The organism is Providencia hangzhouensis, assembly GCF_029193595.2.
GTDB lineage: Bacteria > Pseudomonadota > Gammaproteobacteria > Enterobacterales > Enterobacteriaceae > Providencia > Providencia hangzhouensis.
Genome location: NZ_CP135052.1, coordinates 3,654,770 through 3,674,164, shown reverse-complemented (window position 1 = coordinate 3,674,164; position 19,395 = coordinate 3,654,770). Strand labels below are relative to the sequence as shown.

Sequence of the window (19,395 nt, the reverse complement as noted above, 5' to 3'; positions counted from 1 at the left end):
ACAAATAGTGGTTATGTTATAACATAACAATTGTTTGGGGTGAAGAAAAAGAGGTATAAATATCAGTTAGGTTAAGGAGTGCAGTTCCCCCTCAGATAAAAGGCTCACCTTAGGGGGATATGAAGAGGCTAAATCTGATATGCGGTTTTCATCCCTTGCTCAATTGCTCGGCGGGCATCCAGTTCTGCAGCAACATCCGCACCGCCAATCACATGGGCGTTGATCCCGTGTTCTGCTAGTTGTGTTTTTAATGGGCGGTAAGGCTCTTGCCCTGCACACAAAATGACATTATCAACAGGCAGGCACTGTGTTTTATCTTGATAGCGAATATGGAGCCCTTCGTCATCAACTCGCATGTATTCCACGCCATTTAGCATTTGAACACCGCGTTTCATTAGTGATAAACGATGTACCCAACCGGTTGTTTTACCGAGGCCTGCTCCCACTTTACTGTTTTTCCGCTGTAATAAATACAATTGACGAGCTGATGCCATAGGGACTTTTTGTGGGGGTAATACACCACCTTTAGAATGAATTGTGGTATCAATATTCCACTCTTTATTAAAGAGTGAATTATCTAAACTGCTGCTTTTCCCTTCTTGGGTTAGCAATTCAGCAACATCAAAGCCAATCCCTCCAGCGCCAATAATAGCGACACTTTTTCCAACAGAGCGTTGTTTGGTGATGACATCGATATAGGAAATGACTTTATGGTGCTCAACCCCTTCGAGCTGGATTTTTCGTGGGATGACACCCGTTGCAATAATGACTTCATCAAACCCCGATAAACAGTCAACATCGGCTTGTTGTTCAAGGCGTACATCAACATTCAATAATTGTAACTGGCGGCAAAAGTAACGGATGGTTTCATGGAATTCTTCTTTGCCAGGTATCAGTTTAGCGAGGTTAAATTGGCCACCTATATGGTTAGATTTTTCAAACAAAGTGACACGATGCCCACGCTTTGCCGCGTAAATTGCACAAGATAACCCAGCGGGCCCAGCACCAACAATCGCAACGGATTTACTCAGTGCGGCTTTTTCGTTGGGATAATCCATTTCCCTAACAGCTTGTGGGTTAACTAAACAACTGGCCAGTTTTCCACTAAAAATCAGGTCGAGACAGGCTTGGTTGCAACCAATGCAAGTGTTAATTTCATCTGCTCGATTTTCTGCGGCTTTACGAACAAATGCTTCATCAGCCAGAAACGGCCGAGCCATTGAAACCATATCCGCTTGGTGATTGGCAATAATATGTTCTGCAACAAAAGGGTCATTGATGCGGTTAGTGGTTATCAGTGGAATATTCACTTTCCCCATTAATTTTTGCGTAACCCAACTAAATGCACTGCGAGGAACTTGCGTTGCTATCGTCGGTACTCGAGCTTCGTGCCAACCAATACCGGTGTTGATCATACTCGCACCCGCGTTTTCAATTTGTTTGGCAAGTAATTCAACCTCTTCCCACGTTGAGCCATCTTCAACTAAATCCAGCATGGAAAGCCGGTAAATAATAATAAAGTTAGCGCCAACGGCTTCCCGTATTCGCCGTACGATTTTAATGGGAAAACGAATTCGGTTTGTGTAACTTCCACCCCATTCATCGGTTCTATGGTTGGTACGTTTGGTGATAAATTGGTTAATTAAATAACCTTCAGATCCCATAATTTCGACACCATCATAGCCAGCTTGTTGAGCTAGCTTGGCTGTTGTCACGAAGTCATCAATCGTTTTTTCAACTTCATCAGTTGAGAGTTCTCGGGGGGCGAATGGAATAATCTCTGCTTGAATAGGGCTTGGTGCAACTAATTTAGGATGCAGGCCATAACGCCCTGCATGTAAGATTTGTAAGGCGATTTTACCGTCAGCTTGGTGGACGGCATCCGTCATTTGTTGATGAAATGAAAGCTGGTTTTTATCGTTTAATACCGCGCCATGAGCGGTAAGTGCTCCTTCTGGATTGGGGGCGATACCACCGGTAATGATCAGACTGACACCATTTTCAGCGCGTAGGCGGTAAAAATGCGCTAGTCGCTCGCTGCCTTGTGGGTGCTCTTCAAGCCCAGTATGCATTGAACCCATCAAAATACGGTTTTTTAGGACGGTATGGCCTAAATCAAGCGGGGTAAAAAGGTGTGGAAAATTGCTCATTATTATACTCCCATTCGGGATTTCATTAACAGGTCAGATGAGTTAACTGTAGCGTAATGAAGCTGCAATTTGGTAAAGATGTTAAAATTTTGTGATTTTTATCATATGTTTTCGGTTAAATAGCTGAGTGTCATAAAAAAATAGGTGTTTTTTTATTTTTATGTCATAAACAGAGATTAAAAAAAGAGACACACAGCATAAAGAACGATATAGGGGAAACCATGATGAAAGAGATTTGCTAAGCTATTACTTTAGAAGGTGAATACGTTCGCCTTGAACCTCTATCCCACCAATATGATGTCGAATTGGCAGATATCATTCGACGAGATGGGTTGAATAATTTGTGGTATGCCTTAGTTCCTGAGCCTGAGCATTTCTCTCAAGATGTGGAAAAGCGCCTGGAAAATTTCCAGAAAAAGGAATGCTTACCTTTTGTGGTGATCGATAAACGAAGCGGTAAACCAGTTGGTATTACTTCTTACAATCGTGTGGACCATGCAGTAAGGCGGGTTGAAATCGGAGCCACTTGGTATGGAATAGAAGTACAACGCACCGCATTAAATACAGAAGCTAAATATTTGCTCTTAAAGCATGCTTTTGAGGAATTAAATTGCGTTGCAGTGGAGTTTCGTACACATTTTTTAAATAGCCAAAGTCGTCGAGCCATTGAACGGTTAGGGGCTAAGCTCGATGGTATCTTGCGTAATCATATGAAAACTAAAACGGGTGAACTGCGTGATAGCTGTGTATATAGCATTATCGAGTCAGAGTGGCCGTCAGTAAAACACCACTTAGAATGGCAGATGGTGAAACCGCGCTAAGGTTAGCTGTAGGTAAGTCGCCCACCGAAAGGTGGGCGATATTAGCTATAAATATTCATGCATGGGTTTGGTCATAAACACATTATTTGGCATTTTTTCTGTGGTGGTATAGCCAGCAGGGCTATTAATCAGTGCAGGAATACGGTTCACTAAATTTGCACAGGTTAATTCTACGGTTGCTGGGTTTTTCACCTCAATTGAGGTGTCAGGTTCTCCAATTAACTGCCAGCTATTTTTATCGCACTCATCCGCTGTTAAGATTTTCCCAATACACTCTGTTTCGAGGGTAATACCTTCTGCGGTTTCGGTGATTACCACTGCAGATAAGCCTAATACATCCCCTTTTTTCACGGTCATTTTGAGGGTGTCGGAGTAAATATCTTGTTGGGCAATTTGCGGTACACAGCGCTGAGTTTGGCTGGTGATCGTTAACCCAAGTCGGCTGCATAACCAACCATTTTGTGTCCACATATACGGTGGTGCATATTCACCGCTTTCGATTTTCTGTGAAATAACATCGTGAGGTAAGTCGTTATAGTTACCAATTTGTTTGTCGAACTCGTCAACGGTTAAACCCACGCCGTGGCCGACAGCGGGAGCGATACCGTAATCTTCAACGTTATAGCAGCTAGAACCTTTAATTTTCACCAATTTGTGCATGGAGCCTGCTAAAGTGTCAATGAGCACCCCCCAAAACATATCTGGGTAGCCACTTCCTGCAAGGGTACAATTATTTTCTTTGGCTAATGCATCAAGCTTTTGTGTAATTTCAGGTGATGAATTCCATGGATAAAGGGCTTCTTCTCCGGTTGAAATAGCGTTTACACCATGACGTGCAAATAAGGAGAATGCATCTTCTAAATCAGCCATGGTACTCAATGTTGCGATGATGCCAACATCAGGTTTTAAGATTTCGAGGGTTTTATCCGCTTCATGTAGCGGCTGTACTTTTACCCCTGATGGCGTCGTTCCTGCAATTTCACCTATACCTTTGCCAATAACGGCTTCATTGATATCAAAAGCCGCCACAATTTCAGCACCATGTTCTTGCAAGTAACGGATCAAAAATTTACCCATTTTTCCGCAACCATATTGAACTGCATGTACTTTTTTCATCATTTTTGTCCTATATGCGAATTATCTATAGATCATATTGTGAGATCTGAATGTAAAAAATATTGTTTTATATCAATTGGTTGAACAAGGAATTTTTAATAAATTTAGTTGTCATTATGATGTTGTTTTTATTATTAATTTGATATTGGTAAAAGTTAAATATAGATAAGGTGTGAGAAACTGATTTAAATAAAAAATAGTAGGGCTCATTAAAATTGCAGAAAACGACTTTCAAATGATAGCAATTGCTTATGCTATCGCATTGAATTATAAGAAGAGTGATTGAGTTGAACACAATTTCAGCATACGGTTTCGAAACACTAGACCTAAGCGAAAACTACACGTATAATCCTTCCCACTTTGGCCCCTTAGCTCAGTTGGTTAGAGCAGTCGACTCATAATCGATTGGTCGCTGGTTCAAGTCCAGCAGGGGCCACCAAATTTATCAAGGAGTTAGATGTTAATCATCTAACTCCTTTTTGTTGTGCATAGAAAACCCCCAGCTAGGCTGGGGGTTCCGTAAAGCTTTCAGCTTTGAATAAGATATTAAAACCCCTTTTGATTTGTTAAAACACCTTGCGGTCTGGCAACTGCAAGAGTCAAACAAAAAATCAAAAGGGGGTCCCAATGGGGACGAAAAGAGCTTAGCGCATACACGATGGAATTGTAAATATCACATTGTTTTTGCCCCAAAGTATAGAAGGCAAGTTTTCTACGGTGAAAAACGTAGGGCGATAGGTAGTATTTTAAGGAAATTGTGTGAGTGGAAAAATGTCAGGATAGTGGAGGCAGAATGTTGTGTTGACCATATACACATGCTTCTAGAAATCCCACCCAAGATGAGTGTTTCGAGCTTTATGGGGTATTTAAAAGGAAAAAGTAGCCTAATGCTTTATGAGCAATTTGGGGATTTAAAGTTTAAATATCGAAATAGAGAGTTTTGGTGCAGAGGGTACTATGTTGATACGGTAGGAAAGAATACGAAACGAATACAAGAATATATAAAACATCAGTTAGAACAGGATAAATTGGGAGAGCAATTGTCGATCCCCTATCCGGGCAGCCCGTTTACGGGCCGTAAGTAATCCATAGATGCAAATGTCAGGGCCGTTATGCGCCTGTTAGGGCGCGGCTGGTAACAAAGCCTTATAGGCGCATATTAAAAACCTCCGGCTATGCCGGAGGATATTTATTTTCACCTCATTATCGTGAGTGTTTAACTCACAATCTAACTGGCTGTGAGCCTTCGGTTTTAACATTTTAAAAATCAATTTCAACACTTATCGTTAGGAAAACAGTGAAATTGTTTTTGCCGTTCAACGTGTTCTGCCTTTATCCATCCTATTTTATCCGCAATAGGAAAGAATAAAGAGTGTATAACGTAAATGGCGACAAAAATTCTGAAAAAATGGAAAACGGACATAAAAAAATGTTTTTTATATGTTGATTCGATAAATTACTAAGCGTTGGAGTAAAATATTCTTTAAATGCGCATTTAAAGAATATTAAACTACACCGTCAAAGTGGTTAATCCCTGTGGAATTAAATGTTAATCTAATAGTGTGTTTTTATTTTTATTAATCAATGAGTTGTTTCATTTTTTCTGTGTGAAATATTTGGTTACATAGTTTATTTCTATGTACATTAGAACTTACTGGGCTTATCGCAGTTTGGTCTATTTTTTACTCGATGATTATTCGGTAATGATTCATTTTTGGTGTTTTTCTGGAGTTATATAGCGATATTTCAACTCGTTTACGCTAAGTCACTTATCCTAGAGAGATACAAACTGGCCCTCCGGTTTACAGTCCATTCATCAGCTTTTATTATCCTTAACTCAAATCTTACCGTGCGCACTGGCTGAGATGACCGAAATTAATCGATAATTATGTTGACCTAACCCAATTTGTCATTCTGGATAAAGGATATCGCTATGCCAACTCCATGTTATATTTCCATTGAAGGAAAAACCCAAGGTAACATCACTGCCGGTGCATTTACGGCGGATTCTGTGGGTAACATCTATGTACAAGGTCATGAAGACCAAATGTTAGTGCAAGAATTTTCTCATGTTGTGACTGTACCGACTGACCCTCAATCCGGCCAGCCTTCAGGCCAACGTGCGCACAAGCCGTTCCGTTTCACCGTGGCGTTAAATAAAGCCGTTCCACTGCTGTATAACGCCTTAGCGTCTGGCGAAATGCTGCCGAAAGTGGAACTGAAATGGTACCGCACATCGGTTGAAGGGAAGCAAGAGCATTTCTTCACCACCACATTAACGGATGCGACTATCGTGAATATCGATTGCCAAATGCCACACTGCCAAGACCCAGCGAAAGCGGATTTCACGCAGTTAATCGAAGTCTCTCTGTCTTACCGTAAAATCGATTGGGAACACACCGTTGCAGGCACATCCGGTGCCGATGACTGGCGCGCGCCGCTCGAAGCGTAAGTTCGAATTTAGCGAGCCTTTAGAGGCTCGTTTGCGTTTTTAGCTTTTTCTCCTGTAGAGGAAACCCCCATGTCTTGGACAGACCCCAATAAAAACAAACGACTTGGCAGCCCCGAAAATAACCCGCTTATTCACGGTGGTGGGTATGCGGGCGGCAGAACTTATGCACAGGACCAAGCCTTGCAAGAAGCCCATGGTCAACTGCTAGAGCGTATTATGAATGGTGAAATGGGGGCAGGATTGGTATTCACTTGCACAATTGGTGGGTTACCTGAAAATACCTTTCAAGTCACGCAGTTTGATTTACAAGAAGGGCTTTCCCAGCTCTTTTCACTGTCGATTCAGGCGGTCAGCCCGCTACCCGAGATTGATTTTCAAACGGTACTGGGTGTGGCCTCTTCGTTGACTGTAAAGCGAGATGGAAAAATTCTTCGCACGGTACAAGGCATTTTAGCCGGGGCAGAGCAAGGGAATACCGATGGGGTCAAAACCTGGTATCACTTTGTGATACGCCCTGAAATGTGGGTGATGACGCTTAAGCAAGATAGCCGCATTTTCCAAAATATGACGGTGCCCCAAGTTCTTAAGGTGTTACTGGATGAAGCGCGTGTGAAACACGATATGCAATTCTACCATTCGGAAGAGCATCTTGAACGCTCCTATATCACCCAAAAGCGCGAAACGATGTATGAGTTCTGGTGTCGCCTTGCTGCTGAAGAAGGGATTAATTACTGGTTCGAAGAAGGCCCGCAACTGTTTTACAGTGACCGTCATTTAGGCATGAAAGCGGGTATTTCGCTCACCTATAATCCGCAATCAGAGACCGACATTACTGACAGTACGGCCACCACATGGCGCTATGCTGAGCAGTTGTGCAGCGATATTCGTGTGGATAAAGATTACAACCAACTTCGCCCCTCTTACCCACTGAGCCACCAAGTCACGGGCGAAGTCCATCAACAACATGAGGTGTTTGAAAGCTATGGTCGCTTTCAAGAAGATGCCGAGGGGCAGCCCTTCAACCAAATCCGCTACGAGCAATCACAAAACCAGCGGCAAGTGGGTTCAGCCACCACTAACTGCATTGAGTTAGCACCGGGACGTATTTTTATCTTATCTAACCATCCTAGCCCTCGAATGAATACGACATGGCAGGTGGTGAGTGTCTCCCATCACGGTGTGCAGCCATTAGCGGATAACAGTGGTGGTGAAGGCACCCAACTGAGTAACCAGCTGTCCTTTGTGCCTAGCACTCAAGAGTGGCGACCGCCTTACCGATATAAGCCGCTTGCCGATGGGGATGAAGTTGCGACAGTCGTAGGCCCAAAAGGGGAAGAAATTTACACGAACAGCAAAGGGGAAGTGACCGTCTATTTTCATTGGGACAGGCGTGGTATTCCTGACCACAGTGCGTCTTGCTGGGTACCTGTAATGCATGGCTGGAGCGGAAATGGCTATGGGTTTATGAGTATTCCCCATATTGGGCAGCAGGTTTTAATCAGTTATCTGAATGGCGACATTGACCGCCCCGTCATTACGGGATGCATGTACAACGGTCGCAATGCCCCTCCGTTAGATTTACCGACCCAAAAAACACGCACCACCTTTAAAACGTGCACTCATAAAGGGGAAGGTTTTAACGAATTACGTTTCGAAGACCAAGCAGGACAAGAAGAAGTATATATTCATGCCCAGCGTGACATGAATGTGCATATTCAACATGATAGCCACACCCATGTTCAACAGGATGTCAAACAGCGTATTGACCAACACCGTTTTACTGACATTCAAGGGGATGACCACCTTCACATTAAAGGGACGCACAAAGCCCAAATAGAAGGTGATATCTCTGAACAGGTGCTTGGCAGCTATCACCAACAAATTAACGGTGCACTGGTGAGTGAAAGTGGTCAAGAGACCCACATCACCAGCCAAGGGAAAGTGGTGATTGATGCGGCGACGGAAATTACTTTAAAAGTGGGCGGCAGTTTTGTGCGGGTGACACCGGGCAATGTGTTTACCTCCGGCAATGTGGCGATTGGCGACAGTGCCGGAGGCTCAGGGCAAGCGGTAGGCATTCAATTGCCGGATGGCGTTGACCCGTTTGCGACACCGCCTTATCCGATTAAACCCTATTGCGCGATGCAAGCCCAAGCGACGGGCAGTTGGGTGATTAAGCCTAATGGGGGAAATCAATGAGACTCACCCCTTGGACAACATGGTTAACGGCATCCAATACGGACCCTATCTATTTACTGCTTAATACGTTAGCCACACCCAACCCGACAGACTTATTGTTTGCCAACGATTGGGTTGAACAGGCATTTCCTATTTACAATGGCACTGCACTGGCCCATTTAATCGGTCAGAGCCCGTGGCTTGTGAAGTTAAAACCGAGTGCGTATGCCCCATTGGGGCAACTGCTTGACCGTAAAGGCTTAAGTGATAACACATGGGGCTGGGCGTATCGCAGCTCGCTGGATTGGCAATACCAGTTACGTCATTGGCAAAACCGCCAATTGGTGGAGCTGAATGAAGAGCTCGTGGTGCTGCGTTTAATGGACACACGTATTGCGAATGTGCTTATTCCCAAAATGCGTGAGGTAGATTGGTCTGTGTTGATGACCCCTGTTCATGAGGTGATGTTGGAGACACCCAGTGACCCTGCTTTTTTTGAATCACCTACCCGGCACGACCCTTTGCCTATTCCAGAACTGCAAGCCCGTCCGTTCATCATGGGGGAACACTTACAGGCTGCGTGGGAAAACTCCGCACAGTTTATCGAGCTGTTAGCGGAAAACCTCGCGTGTGAACTGTGGGAAAACCACGCAGAGGTCGCTCTATCCCTCGACACACCGGAAGGCCAACTTCACCGACGTTTAGTGGATTGGTTACACCTGCATCCCTCACTCGCGGGGGATATCCATACCCGTACCGCCACACAGTTTACGGACTATGCCCAGCAACAAGGCTGGCTAACCACGACAACGGAGCCGTCATGAGTCAGAAGGTTGAATCGTGCATTATCTGTGAAAACTACCGATTTTGGTTAGAACTGCAATTGGTCGATGATAAAGGACAACCCTTAGCCAACGTGCCGTATACGCTCGCCGAGCGAGGCACAGGCCGTACGATGCAAGGCAGCAGTGACCCACAAGGCCTGATTAAAGCGGAAGGCTTAACGGCTCGTCCGTATACACTGAGCCTTGAACCGCAACCCTTAGCCGATGCCCTGACAACGCTGTCGCCTCCGGCAGCGATTCAAGGCAACGATAAGTCACTGAGTGATTATTGCCGTGAGCAAGGGTATCTCCTGAGTGAAAATAACCGCGCAGGGGCGTTTAACCTCAATGTACCCACTACCGTCCACCGCATGACGGCGGGGCAAATTAGCCGTTCTACCCACTATCAACAATGCGATAAGGGCTATCCCCTATTGTTCCCCTATGACCATCGCCGTGTGATAGCGATTAAACGCATTGCAGAGCCGGTGTTTGCCAAATCGGTGTTGCGTGGTGAGGGCAATACGGATGCGGGGGACACCGTCGAAGACTTGGCGAACTTTGGGCTATGTGATTACAACGCGTATACCTGTGGTATTGATGCCGCAACGAAACAACCTAGCCAACGTTCTTCCTCATTTTTGAGCTTGTTAGGGATTGGTACTGCCAATGCCTTCGTAGCGCCTATGCCTCCGAGTCCTATAGGCGGATTCGGTGGGGCAGCGGCAGGTGGCGCTATGGGTCAACAAGCAATTAATCCACCGGATATCAATCAAGACTCAAGGCGATTTGCTTTCCAGTCTGAAAATGACTATGCAATAGCCAAAGGGGTATCGAAAGGATTCGGTTCGTCGACTTGGTTTGACAGTGCACGCGTATTGGTTGGTATGATACCGAATATCTATGATGGGGATAGTTTAACACACCCAGACTTGCTGGAAATCGCGGAAATAGGTGGAACTGCACCAACACGTATTCGAGTGGGATTTGCCTCAACGGGAACCACAGCGGCAGCGATGGCAAGTGCATCTCAACTGATTGCGTACCATACTGAGCGAGACAGTGGCTATGACCAAGTGCCGGTGATTAAAGGTGAATTGGCTTCCGAAGCTGAAGCGCGAGAAGTGTTGAGCTTACCGATATATCAATCCCCAAATGGATTGCCAAATGCCAATACCCAAGCTGAAATTTACCGTTTTGATGCAGGCGGCACAACTCTTTACATGGGCGTAGCGGCATCAGGGGAGATAATTAATATCTCTGCGCGGATTGATGATATTCCAAATGAACCCATCATTCATGCGGGCCCCTCGCCTCAGCCTCAAAGAGTCGAGAAACCGGAAGGTTTTGCTATCCATGAGTCTGATACTCGGCCTGAAACATTGCCGATTGCGGATGATGGGATTATTTGGCGCCATACGGGGCACGATGTTGAACCGGTGGATTTTCGGGATTATATTCTGACGGTAGACAGGAAGGATGTTAAACCTACGTATGTAAGCTTACGCGGTAAATCAGTTGAAGAAAAACTCAAGGCTCGTGGATATGATGATGTTATTATTAATGAGAATGGCGGGTTAGACTATTCTAAAAGCAAGGCATTATATCATAACCCTGATAGATTGAAGCCAGATGGTACACCAGTTGAGCCTATAGTTAAAATTAAGTATACAGGGAATTATCCTGATGATTTTGAAGCTGCAAATATGGCTGGATTTGGACAAAAATCAACACCTATGTTAGATGGGGAACGTTATCTTTGGCACCACCTAGATGATTATGATCCAATTACTAACGAAGGTACTATGCAGCTAGTTGTTTCGGATTCACATAATGGGATTCAGCATAAAGGTGGAGTGAGTCAATTCAAGGACACAAATAATGTTAGTGAATATCCATTTAGATTACCAAATAAATAAGGAGCCAATTATATGACAATAGAATTAGTGTTTCCTGAAAAAAGCTTATCTAATGATGAGTTAAATCAATTTGAATTGTTGTTTATAGCTAAATTGCCAGAAGCATTTAAGCAACACTATCTTACCATTAATGGTGGCTTTATTGGTGAAAACTCCAATGTAAATTCTTATTTTGGAGGGTTTAATCCTATAAAATATGGAAAATTACCTATTGAAAAGCTTATTGAGGACATCGGGGATTTGGATGTAATACTGAATAATAAATCAGTACACTATGAGCAGGGAAGTTTTATACCCTTTGGTTATGATAATGGGGGAAATACCTTGCTTTTATCCCTTAAGAAGGATAGTTATGGCGAAGTTTACTTTCATTCTTATGATGGTTTATTCCAAAAGGAATATAGTAATTTTGAATCTTTTTTAAATGATGTATTTGGAAATGATCATTAGGATATATAAAAATAAACTAGAGCCATAGAATTTTAATTTTATAAATGACTAACTCAGATATGGTTCTTCTGTAGTTTATCAATCTCGTAAAATATTTTATCATTTGATAACAAATATTTTTCGTTGATTTTTTAGTAAAAGGTCGAACAGATTTTAGCAAAGCTTGATCAGGAGAAAAAACGCAATGCGTAGTCTTGTGAACGGCAGAAAAATTATCTTAAAAAATGATACGACAAATACTGGTGGTACGGTGCTGACAGCTTCTTCTCTCGCCAAGCAAACCCAAGGTGTCGCCTGTGTGGGCGACTCTGTTTATTGTCCTTCATGTAAAAAAACAGGGACTATCGTTGAAGGTGATAGCTTAATGAAAATTAATGGTATCCCTGTTGCGCTAGAAGGTCACAAAGTCGCTTGTGGATGTTCTGGGGGCTGTGTGCTTGTTGCTGTAGGCTAAATGTTAATGTGTTTTAACTTCTCATATAGGTCGCATATCATTGTCACGTGTTGCTGCTTTACTTTGGTTACTCGTTAGTGAGATAAAACTAACCGTTTAAATGGCAAGAATTGAATCCATTAAAAACCATCAATAATTAGTTTATCCCTATGAGTATCTACCTAAAGTAGATATGGTTACTATTCACTCAAGGCTGTTAAAAGGAATTGTATGCAGGATTTACTGGATGTAATTATTGATTTCCTCTCCTCGTTCAAGTGGCGTACTGCAGTAATGATTGTTGCAGGTGTCGCTGTGCTAATTAGCGGATTTAATGACTATTTTGTCATTGGGTTCTTTTCTATCGCTTTAGTGTTGTACTCCCCAGAAATCTGGCGGTTTATGGGTAAAACAAGAAAATTAAACAATCCTTTTAAATGACTTAGGATTAAATGTGTTGATACCGATAATTGGGCTTATAACAACGGTCATTATTGATCTTATTTTGATATATTTAATTTTTTGCTGTTTTAAAGGAATTCGAAGTTCGAGTCTTTCAACTGTATTCATCAGGTTTGCTCTTGCATCATGTTGTAGTATCGTGATGTTGTATAGTATTTCAATTAGCTTATTATTCTTAGGCTCATTTATTCGCTAAAGATATAATTATTTTTGGTGCTAAATAATTTAATTAGCAGTGGTTTTTTATCATGTCCTTTACTACCTGAATGTCTAACAAAAAATATTTTAGATAATATTCTTATGGGAAAAAGGCACTGGAAGTATTCACATAGCCATATATTAATTGCTCAAGTAAAATCTGTTATTATTAAGTTGAGTTAGTTATTGCTCTTCTTTTTTAATAATATCTAGTCCATTGGTTGGATCTTTATCCTTGTTTAACCATAAATTATATATTTTAGTCATTTCATGTAGAGCTGGTATTTTCATTTCAGTCCGTAGTCCCGTAGTCAAATTTGAATAAACTTATCTTTTTTGTTTTTCTTTATATAGTCGCGTAAGTAGAATATTTTTCCCTGAGGATTGCATTTTGATACTAATGCATCTAGTACCTCTCTGCGAATTTTGGTGCTAAGAGTAGTAGGATAATATTTTAGATTTTAAAGGACGTATATTTAATTATAACCAATTAAATAAGATACATATATTATTTATATCAAATCAGTTAATGGGTTAGGTAGAGTTCATACAATTAGGTATTAAAATAAATGTGTAAATTCCACGATAAGGAATTAGTATTGTAATTTAGTGTAAATGTTATATTTGTTTTTTATCAATTCAGTATGAATATAAATTATCCAAATAGGATAAGATATGTTTACCAGTATCATTTTGTAAGTTTTAATGTGTTTTTAAAGTAAAATTTGTAAGCAAATTGTCTAACTTTTTTAGAGTTATAAAGTAATATACATAGGTATAGTCACTATGTTTATTTTATTTTTTTATTTTCAGATGATAATGTTAACGTTATCATCTGCTGTATAAGGATGAGTGATGAGAATTTAACCTATAGACGGCTAACTGTTAACGTTAACTTAAGCTCTGAGTATTGTGTTTCAGTCTGTGATTAATTGTTTCATTTTATGTGTTTGTAACATGATTAAAGGTTGGTAAAAACAAGTTTTTCAATGGAGAAATATGAACAAAACGGGGTGCAACACGTGTAAAGAGTAAATGGAAAATAATTCATATTTGTGTATTTGAAAAATATAAATTAAATTCAGGTCCATAGCTTGATACTTGATATAGGAAAATAATTAAATTTTATCTCTAATATTAAATTGTCTACTCTAATATTATATTTTCTGGTGATAAAAATGAGAGTTGAAAATGACATATTAAATAGTGCGGCGTCTTCATTTTTAAAAAAATTAAGAAAACAAAATGGTATCACAGAAGGTGAATTAGCCATATTATTAAAAATAAGCCAACAACAAGTCTCAAGGTATGAAAATGGAAAAACACAATTGACCATAGGACGGGTAAATCAATATCTTGAGATATTTGGCTTGGACTGGAATTACTTTACTAATGAAGTAATTAAAAATGCTAAAAGATTAAATGGCATTTAATTGTTTTCTATTAAAATTTAATGCTATTAAATAAGATAGGCGATAATTATATTTTAATTATTATCTGTCGGTAATAAAAACAAACTAAATAAATTAGGAATATATATGAATATTAAAAATAAACTTGCTGTATTATCTGTAGTTGTTTCTTCAATTATTTGTAGTTCAACATTTGCTGCAGAAAATGATCCTCTCCCTGCATTAACAGTTAATGGTGGTAAAGTAACATTTAATGGTGAGATTACATCTGGAGCTTGTGCAATTTCTGGATCAGATACTGACAAAATTGTTACTTTAGATACAGTTAAAACAACAACTTTTACTGCTGCAGACCAACTTGCAATGCGAGCTAAGCCATTCAATATTAATTTGGTTGAGTGTGATACTGCAACTCGTAAATCAGTTCAAATTTCATTCAATGGGCAAACTGTTGATGGTAAGCCTGGTTTATTAGCAAATACTGCTGGTGCAGGCTCTGCGGAAAACGTAGGTCTACAATTGTTTAATCCAGATGGTAGTCCATTAGAAATTGGCGCATTAAGTTCAAAAGTTGATTTAACTGATACAACTACTATTCCATTATCTGTTGATTATAAATCAATAGGGGCCGTAGTAACTGCTGGTAAAGTTCAATCTGTAGCTAACTTTATGCTTACCTACAATTAATTTTATTAATGATTGGCCAGTGATGGCCAATCATTAATCATGGAGCTTGTTTATATGCTAAAAAAAATATTCGTTATATTATCTTTATTTTTCTTTTGCCAATCGGTCTATGCTGGCGGAGTCTCACTAGGAGCAACTCGATTAATTTATCCAACTGAAAAAAATCAAATAACATTAAAAATATATAATAGTGATAAAGATGGAAATTACCTTGTTCAATCATGGGTATCGGATGATCATGAAAAAAAAAGTACTGATTTTGTAATAACACCGCCTTTATTTGTAATTAAATCAAATTCAGATAGCTTATTGAATATTGTTTTTACTGGGGATAAAGAACAGTTACCTAAAGACAGAGAGAAGTTATATTATCTAAACTCAAAAGTTATTCCATCTTTAACAGAACAAGAACAGAAGATAGATAATGCATTATTAATATCAACGACAACTAAAATAAAGCTTATTGTTAGACCTAGTGAAATTAAAGGAAATTCATTTGAGTCATACAAAGATTTAAAATGTAGTTATGAAAATAATAAATTAAGAATTGATAACCCAACTCCATTTTATATGAATTTAGTATCTTTGACTATAAATGGTATTGAAGTATCAAAAGCAGAAACGATAGCACCAAAAACATTCATCCATATTAACAATAATGATAAGAGTAAAAAATTATTTTTCAATTTCATTAATGACTATGGTGTTCAGATAAAAAATATACAGTGTAACTTTGTTTAATTCTGGAAGTATATCTATGCGAATAATAAGAAAATTTTTTTTAATTAGTCTATTTTTACATTCTAATGACTTACATTCGCAAGATTACTTCAATCCTTTATTTTTAGGTTCTGATGTTTCTTCTATCGATGATTTGTCTTATCTTTCGGCAGGCAATAATGTTACACCTGGGAAATATTTTTTAAACCTGAATGTTGGTGATGGATTTATTAGAAATGTTAGTATTGAGTTCAAGCAAAGTAATGATAAGAAAGTTATAGCTTGTTTTACAAAAGAAATTGTGAGTTTGATTCCCTTTAATAAGGATACTCAAGAAAAAATTAATCTATCAAAAATAAATGATAATGAGTGTATTGATATTGATAAATACATAAATAATTTTAGCTATAATGTTGACTTGTCAAAGTTAACACTAACACTCTCAATACCACAAATATATCTTAATTCCATTAGATCAACCTTGGCAAGCGAGAATGATTGGGATGATGGTATTTCTGCACTAATGACAAATTACAATTTAAATGGGTCATATTCAAGAAATAATAGAATGAGTAACTATTCTTCTCTGTTTTTGAATTTAAATAATAGGTTGAACCTAGGTGCTTGGCGCATCAGTTCAAACTTATACTATAATCAGAATAAAATGGGGTCAAAATCAAATCATGAATGGAAGTCAAATAATATTTCAATCTTAAGAAATATAAATTCAATTAAAAGTACACTTATTGCAGGCCAAACTGTTTTAGGTTCAATGATTTTTGACTCAAATCCGTATATAGGTATCACATTATCTACTGCAAATGAAATGCTACCAGATAGCGAAAAAGGATATAGCCCAACAATTAAAGGTATAGCAGAGTCTAGATCAAAGATAACAATTAAACAAAATGGAAATATATTGTACCAAGAGTATATTAACCCAGGTCCATATAATATTGATAATTTAAACTCTGTTGGTACAAGTGGTGACTATGAAGTTGAGCTAACATCAGGTGAAGGCGTAGTAACAAAGTATATCGTTCCATATTCTTCTTTACCGAATTTACTACGAAAAGGTAGTTATAATTACTCACTTACTTTTGGGCAGCTAGATATAACATCAGCCAAAAAAGATAAGTTTGCTCAAGGGACAATTGGAATTGGCTTACCACTAGATTCAACTCTTTATACGGGATATCAAATTGCGAGTGGCTATCTAGCTACTGGAATCGGTTTAAGTAAAGATATTGGTGCATTTGGAGCTTTATCTATTGATACAATACAAGCACAAGCTAAAATACATGATAAAAAATATAGTGGGGGGTCATATAGAATATTGTATGCGAAATCATTTAGTGATATTGGTACAAATATTCAGTTGACAGGATATAGATACTCAACATCTGACTATTATACTTTTAGTGAAGCTAATTACAGAAATAGTTACAAAGGTGAAATAAATGATTACTTATTTTATTCAAGTAATGAAAGGAAAAAGAACAGCTTTCAAGTAAATATTTCTCAAAGTTTAGGTGACTATGGACAATTATATGCATGGGGAAATGTTAATTCATACTGGGGGAGCGACTTAAAATCTAAAAATATTCAAATAGGCTGGAATAAGACATTGTCTCAGTATAATAATATTATACTATCAGCTAGCTATAATAAAAATACGTATAGCCATAATACAGACAATATATTTTACTTATCATTATCTATCCCATTGTCAAATGCGATGGACAAAAATAGAATGTATATTACAAATAGTACCACTTTCAATGACTCAAAGTATAACACTATGACAAGTCTATATGGTACTGCATTAAATGAAAAATTAAATTATAATATTTATCAAACTATAAATAATAATAATGATAATAAATCAAATTTAAATCTACGTTATAAAGCAGATGTAACAGAACTTAGTGCAGGAACATCATTTTCAAATAATTCAAAAGAGCTTGATTATGGAGTCACTGGTTCTGTCCTTGTTCATTCTGGTGGTTTACTTTTTGCTAGAGAGGCAAATGATACTGCAATTTTAGTTGAAGCCAAAGGGGCTGCTGGAGCTAAAGTGGATAAAACAGGTGAAAATATTACTATCAATAATAGTGGTTACGCTTTAATTCCTTATGCAACGGCATATCACTATAATGATATAGGTCTATCACCTGAATCATTAGGGGCAGGTTATGATATTGATGGTAATGTTATAAAAGTAGCTCCGACACGAGGAGCTATCAGTAAAGTTATTTTCGATGTACGTAAAGGGTATAATTTTTTAGTTTCACTTCAGTATCAAGAAAAACCAATTAAATTTGGAACAGTAGTAGTTAATGATTCTGGAAAAAATATATCTATTGTAAATGATGATAGTACAGTTTATTTAACTGGTGTTAAACCTAATTCAAGCTATACAGTAAATATAGATAAAGATAAACTTTGTAAGTTTTCTATTAAATATGATGAAAATGATAAAATGAAAAATATTAACAAAGTTAATATGGCGTGCCAATAATAGGAACTATATAATGAAAATAAATATTATTTTTTTAGTTATATACTTCATCGGTTTTTTTGCGTACGCAGTCGATGTCACAGTTAATGTTAATGGTGAAATATTAACACAAAGCTGCAATGTGACGGGTAAGGATTTAATTAAAAATATCAATTTTTTAGATTTAAATCCAAGTGATTTTAATCAAATTGGCTCGACTAGTGCTACGCAACCTATTTCAATACATCTCGAGAATTGTTCTGGTAAAGTTAATAATATGTCATATAAATTTTCTGGGGAGGAAGATGATAACGACCCAACTTTATTGAAAATATTAGGAAAGGCAAACAGTCTTGAAGGTGATATAGCTACCGGACTTGCTATTGAAATATTAGATAAATACCGGAAAAAAATTTCATTAAATACAAAGTATGCTTTGAATGAAGTTATCACAACCCCAAGTTATGATTTGAATTTCTATTTAAGATATAAGTCAACTCAAATAAATATAGGATCAGGTGATGCGTCATCTTTACTTTTTTTGGATATTTATTATGAATAAAATTATTGGGTTTTTAATAATATTCCTACTTCTTCCTAGAGTTGTTTTTAGCGAACAAATAAAAATTAACATTAATGCAAATGTTATGGAGCGTAGCTGCACTGTTTCTAATGATACAGCTAGTTTACTAGTCGGACTTAATCCTAACGATTTGAATGGAAAGCAGGTCGGTATTCCTTTCACTGAAACACCATTTTCAATTGTTTTAGAAAATTGCCCTAAAAATATTAATTCTGCTCATATTATATTTACAGGTGTAAATGATACTATAATGACTAATTTATTAAAAAATTTAGATGAAACAGATGCTGGTGCAAGTAATATTGCAATAGGAATTTATGATAACAATAAAAAAATTATAGATATAAGTAATAATAAAACAACTTTAAAAATTGACCATAACTTAGTGAATAATATTTTTAATTTTTACGCTTCTTACATTAAAACAGGAAATACTTCTTCTGCAGGTAAAGTGCTCTGTATTGCAAATTTCGAGTTGTCTTATGATTAA

Annotated in this window: 17 protein-coding genes and 1 tRNA gene; 16 read left to right on the top strand and 2 right to left on the bottom strand. The window is 38.4% G+C overall.

The annotated features are described in order from the left end of the window. Positions 1–128 precede the first annotated feature (128 nt). Positions 129–2,150 carry an NADPH-dependent 2,4-dienoyl-CoA reductase gene (locus PZ638_RS16715; RefSeq protein ID WP_094961530.1) on the bottom strand — a complete coding sequence of 674 codons (2,022 nt, stop codon included), beginning with the start codon at positions 2,148–2,150 and terminating at the stop codon, positions 129–131. Positions 2,151–2,395: 245 nt separating this feature from the next. Here PZ638_RS16715 and PZ638_RS16710 point away from each other — a divergent pair, with 245 nt between their 5' ends. Next, positions 2,396–2,971: a GNAT family N-acetyltransferase gene (locus tag PZ638_RS16710; RefSeq protein ID WP_226617075.1), complete on the top strand. Its 576-nt coding sequence runs from the start codon at positions 2,396–2,398 to the stop codon at positions 2,969–2,971. A 45-nt stretch (positions 2,972–3,016) separates the two neighbouring features. Here the strand turns inward: PZ638_RS16710 and PZ638_RS16705 are convergent, their stop codons facing one another. Then, positions 3,017–4,090, bottom strand: coding sequence for an NAD(P)H-dependent amine dehydrogenase family protein (locus PZ638_RS16705; protein WP_272674650.1), 1,074 nt, complete (start codon positions 4,088–4,090; stop codon positions 3,017–3,019). A 359-nt stretch (positions 4,091–4,449) separates the two neighbouring features. On the opposite strand from PZ638_RS16705, the gene PZ638_RS16700 reads away from it, so the two are divergent. The 15 genes from PZ638_RS16700 (at position 4,450) to PZ638_RS16630 (ending at position 19,395) form a co-directional block, all read left to right on the top strand. Beyond that, positions 4,450–4,526, top strand: a tRNA-Ile gene (locus tag PZ638_RS16700). A gap of 151 nt (positions 4,527–4,677) precedes the next feature. Continuing rightward, positions 4,678–5,172, top strand: a complete 495-nt coding sequence (gene tnpA, locus PZ638_RS16695) for an IS200/IS605 family transposase (RefSeq protein ID WP_180312677.1) — start codon at positions 4,678–4,680, stop codon at positions 5,170–5,172. Positions 5,173–6,020: 848 nt separating this feature from the next. Beyond that, positions 6,021–6,539: an Hcp family type VI secretion system effector gene (locus PZ638_RS16690; RefSeq protein ID WP_004246976.1), complete on the top strand. Its 519-nt coding sequence runs from the start codon at positions 6,021–6,023 to the stop codon at positions 6,537–6,539. A 69-nt stretch (positions 6,540–6,608) separates the two neighbouring features. Further along, positions 6,609–8,738, top strand: coding sequence for a type VI secretion system Vgr family protein (locus PZ638_RS16685; RefSeq protein WP_164455995.1), 2,130 nt, complete (start codon positions 6,609–6,611; stop codon positions 8,736–8,738). Beyond that, entirely contained in the window at positions 8,735–9,541 is an 807-nt protein-coding gene (locus PZ638_RS16680; protein WP_164455506.1) for a DUF4123 domain-containing protein, read from the top strand. Before PZ638_RS16685 ends, PZ638_RS16680 begins: the two co-directional genes overlap by 4 nt. Beyond that, on the top strand, positions 9,538–11,460 hold the full coding sequence (locus PZ638_RS16675; RefSeq protein ID WP_164455993.1) for an HNH endonuclease: 1,923 nt from the start codon (positions 9,538–9,540) through the stop codon (positions 11,458–11,460). The genes PZ638_RS16680 and PZ638_RS16675 overlap by 4 nt, the downstream gene beginning before the upstream one ends. A gap of 12 nt (positions 11,461–11,472) precedes the next feature. Continuing rightward, positions 11,473–11,910 carry an SMI1/KNR4 family protein gene (locus tag PZ638_RS16670; RefSeq protein WP_094961044.1) on the top strand — a complete coding sequence of 146 codons (438 nt, stop codon included), beginning with the start codon at positions 11,473–11,475 and terminating at the stop codon, positions 11,908–11,910. Positions 11,911–12,094: 184 nt separating this feature from the next. Further along, complete coding sequence (locus tag PZ638_RS16665; protein WP_094961045.1) at positions 12,095–12,364, top strand: PAAR domain-containing protein; 270 nt, start codon at positions 12,095–12,097, stop codon at positions 12,362–12,364. Between the two features lie 210 nt (positions 12,365–12,574). After that, complete coding sequence (locus PZ638_RS16660; RefSeq protein ID WP_094961046.1) at positions 12,575–12,784, top strand: hypothetical protein; 210 nt, start codon at positions 12,575–12,577, stop codon at positions 12,782–12,784. Positions 12,785–14,181: 1,397 nt separating this feature from the next. Then, positions 14,182–14,436: a helix-turn-helix domain-containing protein gene (locus PZ638_RS16655; RefSeq protein ID WP_004258030.1), complete on the top strand. Its 255-nt coding sequence runs from the start codon at positions 14,182–14,184 to the stop codon at positions 14,434–14,436. A gap of 105 nt (positions 14,437–14,541) precedes the next feature. Further along, entirely contained in the window at positions 14,542–15,102 is a 561-nt protein-coding gene (locus PZ638_RS16650; RefSeq protein ID WP_004258027.1) for a fimbrial protein, read from the top strand. A 54-nt stretch (positions 15,103–15,156) separates the two neighbouring features. Beyond that, positions 15,157–15,843: a fimbrial biogenesis chaperone gene (locus tag PZ638_RS16645; RefSeq protein ID WP_164455991.1), complete on the top strand. Its 687-nt coding sequence runs from the start codon at positions 15,157–15,159 to the stop codon at positions 15,841–15,843. A gap of 16 nt (positions 15,844–15,859) precedes the next feature. Continuing rightward, on the top strand, positions 15,860–18,343 hold the full coding sequence (locus tag PZ638_RS16640) for a fimbria/pilus outer membrane usher protein (protein WP_172412222.1): 2,484 nt from the start codon (positions 15,860–15,862) through the stop codon (positions 18,341–18,343). Positions 18,344–18,356: 13 nt separating this feature from the next. Further along, positions 18,357–18,884 carry a fimbrial protein gene (locus tag PZ638_RS16635; protein WP_036958016.1) on the top strand — a complete coding sequence of 176 codons (528 nt, stop codon included), beginning with the start codon at positions 18,357–18,359 and terminating at the stop codon, positions 18,882–18,884. After that, a complete protein-coding gene (locus PZ638_RS16630) occupies positions 18,877–19,395 on the top strand; it encodes a fimbrial protein (RefSeq protein ID WP_094961049.1) in 519 nt (172 codons plus the stop codon). Before PZ638_RS16635 ends, PZ638_RS16630 begins: the two co-directional genes overlap by 8 nt.

Bases quoted from the DNA above. Each gene is read 5' to 3' on its own strand.
- PZ638_RS16650 (WP_004258027.1), top strand. From the start codon at position 14,542: ATGAATATTAAAAATAAACTTGCTGTATTATCTGTAGTTGTTTCTTCA.
- PZ638_RS16655 (WP_004258030.1), top strand. From the start codon at position 14,182: ATGAGAGTTGAAAATGACATATTAAATAGTGCGGCGTCTTCATTTTTA.
- PZ638_RS16705 (WP_272674650.1), bottom strand. From the start codon at position 4,090: ATGATGAAAAAAGTACATGCAGTTCAATATGGTTGCGGAAAAATGGGT.
- PZ638_RS16690 (WP_004246976.1), top strand. From the start codon at position 6,021: ATGCCAACTCCATGTTATATTTCCATTGAAGGAAAAACCCAAGGTAAC.
- PZ638_RS16670 (WP_094961044.1), top strand. From the start codon at position 11,473: ATGACAATAGAATTAGTGTTTCCTGAAAAAAGCTTATCTAATGATGAG.
- PZ638_RS16635 (WP_036958016.1), top strand. From the start codon at position 18,357: ATGAAAATAAATATTATTTTTTTAGTTATATACTTCATCGGTTTTTTT.
- PZ638_RS16680 (WP_164455506.1), top strand. From the start codon at position 8,735: ATGAGACTCACCCCTTGGACAACATGGTTAACGGCATCCAATACGGAC.
- PZ638_RS16675 (WP_164455993.1), top strand. From the start codon at position 9,538: ATGAGTCAGAAGGTTGAATCGTGCATTATCTGTGAAAACTACCGATTT.
- PZ638_RS16630 (WP_094961049.1), top strand. From the start codon at position 18,877: ATGAATAAAATTATTGGGTTTTTAATAATATTCCTACTTCTTCCTAGA.
- PZ638_RS16640 (WP_172412222.1), top strand. From the start codon at position 15,860: ATGCGAATAATAAGAAAATTTTTTTTAATTAGTCTATTTTTACATTCT.
- PZ638_RS16715 (WP_094961530.1), bottom strand. From the start codon at position 2,150: ATGAGCAATTTTCCACACCTTTTTACCCCGCTTGATTTAGGCCATACC.
- PZ638_RS16665 (WP_094961045.1), top strand. From the start codon at position 12,095: ATGCGTAGTCTTGTGAACGGCAGAAAAATTATCTTAAAAAATGATACG.
- PZ638_RS16685 (WP_164455995.1), top strand. From the start codon at position 6,609: ATGTCTTGGACAGACCCCAATAAAAACAAACGACTTGGCAGCCCCGAA.
- PZ638_RS16645 (WP_164455991.1), top strand. From the start codon at position 15,157: ATGCTAAAAAAAATATTCGTTATATTATCTTTATTTTTCTTTTGCCAA.
- PZ638_RS16660 (WP_094961046.1), top strand. From the start codon at position 12,575: ATGCAGGATTTACTGGATGTAATTATTGATTTCCTCTCCTCGTTCAAG.